We start from the raw sequence: 8,514 nt of genomic DNA on the forward strand, positions 1-8,514 counted from the left end.
CCAGGTCCAGGTGGAGGCGTGCCCGCCGCTGCCGGCGCTCTTGGCCTCCCCGGTGGCGTGGACGCGTCCCACCCGGGCGGCGATCGCCGAGCTCAGCCGGTCCTGGGCGAACAGCAGGTCCTCCGTCTCGCCTACGCACAACCCGCAGCTCTCCGGCAGGTCGGTCAGCGCAATCCGGGAGGCGAGCTGTCGCATCTGGGCCACCAGCACCCCGGAATCCCCCGGCTCGGCAGAGCCCTCCGGCCCCGAGCAGGCGCCGCCGGTGCAGCGGCCGGCGTCAGTGGAACGGCCAGCGTCAGTGGGGCTGTCGGTGGAGCGGTCGGCGTCGGTGGAGTGGCCGGCATCGGTGGAGCGGTCGGCGTCGGTGGAGTGGCCGGCATCGGGGGAGTGGCCGGCATCGGGGGAGGAGCCGGTGTCGGGGGAACGGCCGTGGAGGAACTGCGGCCATGCGTTCTGCCGCCCGGCCTCGCCGGACGCGTTGCCGTAGGTGTCGCCGTGGGCGTCGTCGGCGGAACGCTGGGGCGGGACGTAGTCCGGGTCCAGCATCGTGCCCTTCAGGAACGCGGGCAACTCGCGTCCGCGGGCGCCCCCCGCACGGGAGGAATCCCGCACGTCGAACAGAGACCCGAGCATGAAGACACCCCCCTTTCGCACCAGCGGATCCGAACAACCACCCTCACGCTATCGGGCGGCTACGACAAAACCTGGCCTCGATCCGCGACAAAACCGCAGGTCACAGCCCCCGTGAAAAGATCTACCCACCCACCGCCATGCGATGAGCCATCCGCCAGGCCCGATCAGAACACGGTCGTTTCCGCCGACATCACGCATCACCGGCGCAAGCACGCCCGCTACCCGCGCCGCCGCGAGACCTTCCCTGTCTTCCCCGTCGGCGGGAATCAGCAGAGGTCTGTTCGATCAGCTCAACGCCCTGCCCTGGAGCGAGGTCCCCATCGAGCAGACCACCGACGACCACGACCACGGCCACGCCCACGGCCGCACCGAGATCCGCACCATCCCGACCGTGCCCGCCCCACCCGGGACACCCTTCCCGCACATCACACAGCTCTACCTGATCGAACCGAAGGTCGACGACCTGAACTGCAAGCCGTTGCCGGCCGTCGCGGTCCTGGGGGTCACCACCCTGACCGCTCACCGGGCCGGTCTCCGCCGACCGGCCGAGTTCATCCGCGGCGAGCGATCGATCGAGAACAACAATCATCACCTCCGTTCTCCCCGGGGGCCGCCAGGGGCGTCGCGTGACATTGCGACAGCCCGAGACGTGACCTTCGGCGAAGACCGGTGCAAGATCCGGACCGCCACAGCTCCATCGATCCCCGCGATCATGCGCAGCTCCGCGATCGGCGCGTCACGCCAGCTCACCTCCACCAACATCGCCGACGGAACCCGCTGAACCCGCGACGACTTTCACAACCCGTTGATCGCTCTCGGCCTCACGATCTGAGAACTCCTGATCACGGTGGGCCGAGTGCCATGAAGTTGTCCTCCCAGAAGAAGCCCTTAGTGGACCTGGGCGGGTGTGGGGTGGGTGTTTAGAGTTGCTGGGCTTGACTGTCGAGTGCCGGAGGATGTCGTGACGCAGCCGTCCAAGCCGCCGCTTGCCGCCAAGTTGCGGGCCGCGCTCGCGGGTGAGCGGGACACGGCGACGCTGGAGGCGCTGCGGAGTGCGGGCCGGGCCGCCTATGACGAGTTGATGGCGGCCGAGCTGGTGCGCGAGGACCAGGTTGTCGACCAGGTCACCCCGTGGGCGGCGACCCAGGCGGTGAGCAGCCAGCTGCTGGCGGCCTGGAACGGATTCGTCTTGCAGACCCTCGGCGAAGCGCTCCTCGACGCCGACTACGCGGCCGACAAGGCGACCGTCGGCTTCGTCCCCGAGGCAACCCACGGCCAGGCGTACGCATGGCTGTCGGAGGTGCCGGAGTGGATCGCCCGCGCGCGCCAGGCCCGAGCCGACCCCGGATACGACCTCACCGCCGATATCGACCTGCCCTTACGGCTCCCTGCCTGGATCGTCGTCGAGTCCCTCCCCGCCGAACACGTCACCGCCATGATGTCGGCCGCCCCCGCCCTCCGCGCCCGGGTCGACGCCGCCCTGTACGCCCTGGAACACACAACCGTCACCGAGGAGCAGACCCAGGCTGTCAACTGGCTGAAGAAGCTCGCCTCCCAGGCCGCCGCCGCTGCCGACTACGCCGGCGCCCTGCACAGCGCCGGACGCGACGCCAACCTCTCCGGCACCACCGAGACCAACTTCAAACGCGCCCTCGAAACATGGTTCTACGTCGGCCAGCTGGCCGCCATGCCCCGCCTGCTCGCAAGCCGCCCTTGGGAGACGTCAGCCCAAACCGGCACGAGCACCGACACCGGAGGATCGATCACCGGCGCCCTCCAGACCGCGACAGCCATGGTCGAATCAGCCACCAAACTCGGCGCGAACCCCACCATGGACATCTCAATCAAAGTGGACAAGGAAACCATCGAACTCCACATCCACTCCTACAAAGTCCCCGCCAACGACCGCCGCGCCCTCCTGGCCGTCTACGCCCGCGTCCTGAACATCCACCCTCTCGAATCTCCCTTCGACCGAGGCCGCACCCAACTAGAAGCAACCGGCACCTTCGGCACCTACAAGGTCAAAATCTGGACCCTCTTAGAAGGCAAGGACCGCTCAAAGTAGTCCTCCCAGCACGCTGAGCATCATGGATGCGGAGCTTCTAGGAGTAGATGACTGATAGGAAGCGGATCAGGATGGATTCGCGGGTGGGGGCGGGTAAGGCGTCGAGGACGGCGTTGACGGTGGCCATTTCGGGCTGGTCTGTGCTGCGGAGGTTGATGCCTACCGAGGCGGCTAGGTCGGTGAAGGTGGCGTCGTCTAGTGCGTCCAGGTCTAGGGTGGCGATGAGTTCGGGTAGGCCTGGTGGGATTTGGGCGGGGCCTGCGGCGCGGGCGGCGTCGGTGGATTCGGCGATGATGTCGAGCATGGCGTTCACGCCGGTGTGGGTGACGCCGGTGACGGTGATGTGGATGTTGGCGGGGATGCCGGCGTAGGAGAGCTGGGGTTGCAGGAACCAGCCGCGTTTGCGTGCCTCGTCGGCCAGGACGAAGACGTCCACCTCGGGGGATCCGGCGAAGGCCACCAGGGATGCCTCGGGTTCGCCGAGCACGCGCAGTCCGGGGATCTTCGCGATGCCGTCGGCCAGGCGCCGGGTGGCCTCCAGCGTGGTACGGCCCAGCTCGGCGTATCCGTCGCGGCCGAGGGCTTGCAGGGTTCCCCAGGCTCCGCCGAGAGGACCGGCGGATCGTGAACTTTGCACGGTCGAGTTGATGATTGTGTAGCCAGGCCAGGCGGCTGACGCGAAATACGCCTTCCGCCGCATCGCCGCGTCCGTGAACAACAGCACCGAGGCGCCTTTTGGGGCGTAGCCGAACTTGTGGAGGTCGCAGGAGATCGAGGTCACGCCGGGCACGCTCAGGTCGAACGGCGGTACGTCGGCCCCCGCTTCGCGCAGCCAGGGCAGCAGCCAGCCGCCCACGCACGCGTCCACGTGACAGGGCACGCCACGCGCCGCCGCCCGCGCGGCGATCTCCCCGATCGGATCGATGACACCCTGCGGGTAGGACGGCGCGGACGCCACCACCAGCACCGTCCGCTCGTCGATCGCCGCCTCGATCGCGTCCGGCGACACCTTGAACGTCTCCAGGTCCACCGGAACCGCGACGACCTCGACGCCCAGATAGTGCGCCGCCTTGTGAAACGCCGGATGCGCGGTAACCGGCACCACGATCCGCGGCCGCTCCACCGCCCGCGCGTCCCTGGCCGCTTTCACCGCCAGCATGATCGACTCAGTTCCGCCGCTGGTGAAGATCCCCGGCGCCGCCGGGTTCCCCAGCAGCTCCGCCACCGCCCCCACGACCTGCTTCTCCAGCGCCACCATGCTGGGAAAGGCCGTCGGATCGAGCATGTTCACCTCGAGCATCTCCGCATAGGCCGCGAACGCCGCGTCGTGCACCTCCGCCCGCCCGGTGTCGTACACATACGCCGTCACCTTGCCGCCACGAACGGGAAGGTCGGCGGCCTTGAGCCGGGTCAGTTCCGCGAGCAGATCGGCGACCGGGCGGCCGATTTCGGGAAACATGGCGTCCTCCTGACAGAGGTCGATCAGTGCTGCGCCCACCCTAAGGTCCGTTCACTGGGTTCAGTGAGGCCACGGGCGCGGCTGCTCCGATCGTGGCAAACCAGCTATCCGTCACGCTGGACGTGAGGCTTATCGAAGAGCGCGAGCTCGTCCTGGTCAGGGGCCTGGAAGACCTTGGCCCATCGCTCGATCGCATCCTTCGAAATGAGAGCCACCTCCTGAGCCCCCGCACTGTTGCGAGACTCCAGCCGCCGCCACAACACGTCGAGGGGCACGTCCAGGTAGCGCAGCTCGACTGCCGCACCAAGCGCACGAGCGGCGAGCCTCAGCTCATCACGTTCAGCCCGAGCCCAGAAGCCGAACTCCAAGATCACATCCTGCCCGAGTCTCAGGAGCTCATACGCGTGTTGCCGGAGGAGACCCTCCAGCCGGTCGCGCGCTTCCTCCGCATAGGGGTCGACGCCCAGCCCGCTCAACCATTCATCGGGGCACAAACGAATGGCAGGCAGCTCCCGAGCCAGCCGCCGCGCCAGTGTGGTCTTTCCCGAACCCGGCAACCCACACAACAAGATCAAACGACCCGGGTACCCCACAAGTTCTACCTCTTCTCCGTCCGAGCCCAAAGCCAAGCGCCCTGCGGGCGGCCTCACTGGTCGACACCCCGATGATGTAGGCCATAACCGTGTTCAGGGCCTGATCGGCTGCTTGAAGCCCCCCGATCGAGGCCGACCTGGTGGCGGTGTCCGGCACGGTGCTCGCGATGCCGGGCCTCGGCCCCGTCAGCGCACCGTGGCTGCCACTGGTGTTCGGGACGCCTTACGTCCATTTCGGCATCCGCGCGGCACCGAAGATCGCCAAGGAGGCGCAGCCCTTAACGGCCTCTGGCGGCCTTCGCCAGGCGGGGATCACCGGATTTCTCGAGGACTCGTGTGGTCGGGAGTTCGTCTCAGGTCAGGGGTAGGCGGACCACGGCGGTGAGGCCGGGGGAGGCGTCGGTGAGGTGGATGGTGCCGCCGTGGGCGTGCAGGGTGGTGCGGACGATGGCGAGGCCCAGGCCCGCGCCGCCGTCGTCGCGGCTGCGGGCGGTGTCCAGGCGGGTGAAGCGGTCGAACACGCGTTCCCGGTCTTCGGCGGGGATGCCGGGGCCGTCGTCGGTGACGGTGATCTCGGCGGTGCGGGGGGTCGGCGAATCGGCGTGGGTGAGGGCGACGGCGACCTTCGCGGTGCGGTGCCGTACCGCGTTGTCGATCAGGTTGGTGAGGACGCGGCCGAGGTCCATGGCGTCGCCGGTGACGGTCAGCGTGGCGGCGGGGAGGTCGGCGGCGATGCCGTATCGGTCGGCGGTGCGGGAGACGAGTTCGTTGAGATCGACAGGTTCGCGGCGGGATGGGCGGCCTTCGTCCATGCGGGCCAGGGCGAGCAGGTCCTCGGCCAGCCGGGCCAGGCGCAGGGTGTCCTCGAGCGCCCCTTCGGCGGTTTCCCGCCAGTCCTGCCCCTCGGGGTGGTTGAGCGCCACTTCCAGCTGGAGCCGGATGCTGGCCAGGGGACTGCGGAGTTCGTGGGCGGCGTCCGAGACCAGGGCACGCTGCCGGGCCCCGGCGTCCTCCAGCCGGGCCAGCATGTCGTTCAGCGTCATCGCCAGCGAGTGGACCTCGTCGTGCGCCTCCGGCACCGGCAGCCGCCGCGACCGCGCGGTGCCGGTGATCTCGGTGGCGCCCCGGCGCAGCTCGTCGATGGGCCGCAGCGTCCGCCCGATGACCACCCAGGACGCGGCCGCCAGCAGGACCATGAGCAGCGGGGTGCCGATCAGCAGGACGTGCCCGGCGGCCCGGATGCTGCCCTGCACCTCCGCGAACGAGCGGGCCGCGATCACCGTCGTGCCGTTGTCGGCGCTCAGCACGGTCACCCGGAGCACCCCGGGAATCCCGTACGGCCGGCCGTCCAGGAAACGTCCGCCGCCCTCGGCGAGGGCGGCGGCGCGGGACTCCGCCGACAGCAGCGGGACCAGCCGGTCGGTGTTGCCGGTGGCGCCGATGATCCGGCCGTCCCGCGAGATCACCTGCACGATCGTGTTGTCGGTGGTCACGATCGGCCCGTCCAGCCGGCGCGCGTCCGACAGCGCGACGGCTTCCCGGGCCCGCTGGTGTATCCCCTCGTCGATGGTCCCCACCAGCGCCCGGGTCAGCACGTCCACGAACACCCACGCCGAGAGTGCCAGCCCGAGCGCGAGCACGGCCGCCGCCACGACGGTCAGCCGGACCCGCAGGCTCCGCCGCCGCCACCACCCGGCCGCCCCCCGCCACCGCTCCAGACGGCCGGGAGGAGGGTGGTCAGCCGCCATCGCTGACCAGACGGTAACCGGCGCCTCGTACGGTCTGCACGGCGGTGCGGCCGAACGGCGCGTCGATCTTGCGACGCAGGTAGCCGACGTAGACCTCGACCACGTTCGGGTCGGTGTCGTAGGTGTCCCAGACGTGTTCCAGGATCTCGACCTTAGATACGACCTCGTCGTGGTGGCGCATCAGGTATTCGAGCAGGGCGAACTCGCGGGGGGTCAGCTCGATCGAGGCCGATCCCCGGGACACCAGGCGGCGGGCCGGGTCCAGGGTGAGGTCCCCGGCGCGCAGGACCGACGGCCGGCGGCCGCCGCCGCGGCGCAGCAGGGCGCGGAGGCGGGCCACCAGCACGACGTAGGAGAAGGGCTTGGTGAGGTAGTCGTCGGCGCCCAGGTCGAGGCCGTCGGCCAGGTCGTACTCGCCGTCCTTGGCGGAGAGCATGAGGATCGGCACCCAGTTCTCCTCCGCCCGCAGCCGCTTGCAGACGTTGTAGCCGGACAGCCTCGGCAACATGATGTCGAGCACGACCACGTCGTAGTCGCCGACCTGGGCGAGATGCAGCCCTTCCTCGCCGTCGTGGGCCAGATCCACGGCGAACCCCTCGGCCCGAAGGCCGCGCTGCAGCGCCGCCGCCATCCGCCGCTCATCTTCCACCACCAGAACCCGCATGACCCCCATTTTGGCCCTTACCTGCTGAGACCCGGCTGAGAGGGACGTCGGAGCGGGACCTGGGGAGGGAGTTCCGGCTGAGAGGGATCTCAGCGCCTCTCAGCTTCGGCACAGGGGGAAGCGCGCAAGGTGGGGCCGTATCCATCAGATTGGAGAGGTGAAATGCCCAAGAGAGCACGCGCCGTGAGGTGGGGGGTGCCGGTCGCCGCCATCGCCGTGGTGGCCGGAGCCGTCGGAGCGGGCCCTGTGATCGCCGCGGTCCAGGGGGATCCGGTGCTGCCCGAGCTCACCGCCCAGCAGCTGCTGGCCGACGTCGGCACCCGCTGGCAGTCCGGAAAGCTGCCGCCCATGTCCGGGACGATCATCGAAACCGCGTCCCTCGGCGTGCCCGGCCTGTCCTCGCTGGCCGGTGAGGCGAACACGCCGCTCGGGCTGCTGGCCGGATCCCACCAGGTCAAGATCTGGTACGGCTCCGAGTCGCAGGTCAGGATCGCGCTGCCCGGCCACATGAGCGAGCACGACTTGATCGTCAACGGGTCCCAGACCTGGTGGTGGGACAGCGCCGCCAATACGGCGACGAGGATCAAGACGCCCGTCGCTCCGGCCGCGCCGACCCTGCCGCCCAGCGTGATCACACCTCAGCAGGCGGCCGAGCAGGCGCTGGCGGCGGCCGACGGGGACACCGCGATCAGCGTCGGCAACGACGCCACCGTGGCCGGGCGGGCCGCGTACGAGCTGGTGATCACGCCCACCACGCCAGCCTCGCTGATCAAGGACATCCGCGTGGCCATCGACGGCGAGACCCTCATCCCGCTCCGGGTGCAGGTCTACGCGAAGGGCGCCGCAGAACCCGCCTTCGAGGTGGGCTTCGACTCGGTCACCTTCTCCCGCCCGGCCCCGGAGAACTTCGCGTTCACCCCGCCACCGGGAGCGAAGGTCGAGGAGGGGGAACTGCCCGCCCTGAGCGAGAAAACCGCCGCGCGCATCGACCACACCGCCGGCGAGCAGGCGAAGGTGATCGGGTCCGGCTGGTCCACCGTGGTCGTCATGCCGCTGCCCGAAGGCGGGCTCACCGAAGGCGCGCTCACCGAAGGCGCGCTTACCGAAGGCGGGCTCACCGGGGGCGAGGGCGAGCGGGGAATGGGCGCCGGGGCGCAGCTGAGCGCGGTCGTCGACGGCGTGTTCAAGGCCGCGACGCCGGTCAGCGGCACCTGGGGGAGCGGCCGGTTGATCAAGACCAAGCTGGTGTCCGTGCTGCTCACCGATGACGGGCGCGTCGTCGCCGGGGCGGTCACGCCCGAGGTTCTGTACGAGGCGGCCGGCCGGAAATGACCATGACGATCGATGCGGCG

8 protein-coding genes and 1 pseudogene are annotated in these 8,514 nt (G+C 69.7%); 4 read left to right on the plus strand and 5 right to left on the minus strand.

Annotation, left to right across the window (positions count from 1 at the left end; translation table 11 throughout):
* Positions 1 to 633, minus strand: a pseudogene (locus tag Amac_RS37290) (hypothetical protein); the annotation flags it as partial.
* A 142-nt stretch (positions 634 to 775) separates the two neighbouring features.
* Here Amac_RS37290 and Amac_RS37295 point away from each other — a divergent pair.
* Together Amac_RS37295 and Amac_RS37300 are read left to right on the plus strand one after the other, a co-directional pair.
* Positions 776 to 1,414, plus strand: coding sequence for a hypothetical protein (locus tag Amac_RS37295; protein WP_155359131.1), 639 nt, complete (start codon positions 776 to 778; stop codon positions 1,412 to 1,414).
* A 180-nt stretch (positions 1,415 to 1,594) separates the two neighbouring features.
* Positions 1,595 to 2,698 carry a hypothetical protein gene (locus Amac_RS37300; RefSeq protein WP_155359132.1) on the plus strand — a complete coding sequence of 368 codons (1,104 nt, stop codon included), beginning with the start codon at positions 1,595 to 1,597 and terminating at the stop codon, positions 2,696 to 2,698.
* A 37-nt stretch (positions 2,699 to 2,735) separates the two neighbouring features.
* Here Amac_RS37300 and Amac_RS37305 read toward each other — a convergent pair whose 3' ends face one another.
* Positions 2,736 to 4,157: a pyridoxal phosphate-dependent decarboxylase family protein gene (locus Amac_RS37305; protein ID WP_155359133.1), complete on the minus strand. Its 1,422-nt coding sequence runs from the start codon at positions 4,155 to 4,157 to the stop codon at positions 2,736 to 2,738.
* Positions 4,158 to 4,261: 104 nt separating this feature from the next.
* On the minus strand, positions 4,262 to 4,807 hold the full coding sequence (locus Amac_RS37310) for a P-loop nucleotide/nucleoside kinase family protein (RefSeq protein WP_307729803.1): 546 nt from the start codon (positions 4,805 to 4,807) through the stop codon (positions 4,262 to 4,264).
* 83 nt (positions 4,808 to 4,890) lie between these two features.
* On the opposite strand from Amac_RS37310, the gene Amac_RS37315 reads away from it, so the two are divergent.
* Entirely contained in the window at positions 4,891 to 5,118 is a 228-nt protein-coding gene (locus tag Amac_RS37315; protein WP_218041522.1) for a hypothetical protein, read from the plus strand.
* Here the strand turns inward: Amac_RS37315 and Amac_RS37320 are convergent.
* Both Amac_RS37320 and Amac_RS37325 read right to left on the minus strand, forming a co-directional pair.
* Positions 5,104 to 6,498 (minus strand): sensor histidine kinase, encoded by a 1,395-nt coding sequence (locus Amac_RS37320; RefSeq protein ID WP_155359136.1) that lies wholly within the window; start codon positions 6,496 to 6,498, stop codon positions 5,104 to 5,106. The two genes, Amac_RS37315 and Amac_RS37320, sit on opposite strands and share 15 nt — an antisense overlap.
* Complete coding sequence (locus Amac_RS37325; RefSeq protein ID WP_155347786.1) at positions 6,488 to 7,162, minus strand: response regulator transcription factor; 675 nt, start codon at positions 7,160 to 7,162, stop codon at positions 6,488 to 6,490. Before Amac_RS37325 ends, Amac_RS37320 begins: the two co-directional genes overlap by 11 nt.
* A 162-nt stretch (positions 7,163 to 7,324) precedes the next feature.
* Between Amac_RS37325 and Amac_RS37330 the strand changes: the two genes are divergently transcribed.
* A complete protein-coding gene (locus Amac_RS37330; protein ID WP_155359137.1) occupies positions 7,325 to 8,494 on the plus strand; it encodes a LolA family protein in 1,170 nt (389 codons plus the stop codon).
* Positions 8,495 to 8,514: the final 20 nt, after the last annotated feature.

Source organism: Acrocarpospora macrocephala, assembly GCF_009687865.1.
Classification (GTDB): domain Bacteria; phylum Actinomycetota; class Actinomycetes; order Streptosporangiales; family Streptosporangiaceae; genus Acrocarpospora; species Acrocarpospora macrocephala.

Coding starts and splice junctions, on each gene's coding strand:
- Amac_RS37325 (WP_155347786.1), bottom strand. CDS start 7,162: ATGCGGGTTCTGGTGGTGGAAGATGAGCGGCGGATGGCGGCGGCGCTG.
- Amac_RS37295 (WP_155359131.1), top strand. CDS start 776: ATGAGCCATCCGCCAGGCCCGATCAGAACACGGTCGTTTCCGCCGACA.
- Amac_RS37305 (WP_155359133.1), bottom strand. CDS start 4,157: ATGTTTCCCGAAATCGGCCGCCCGGTCGCCGATCTGCTCGCGGAACTG.
- Amac_RS37320 (WP_155359136.1), bottom strand. CDS start 6,498: ATGGCGGCTGACCACCCTCCTCCCGGCCGTCTGGAGCGGTGGCGGGGG.
- Amac_RS37330 (WP_155359137.1), top strand. CDS start 7,325: ATGCCCAAGAGAGCACGCGCCGTGAGGTGGGGGGTGCCGGTCGCCGCC.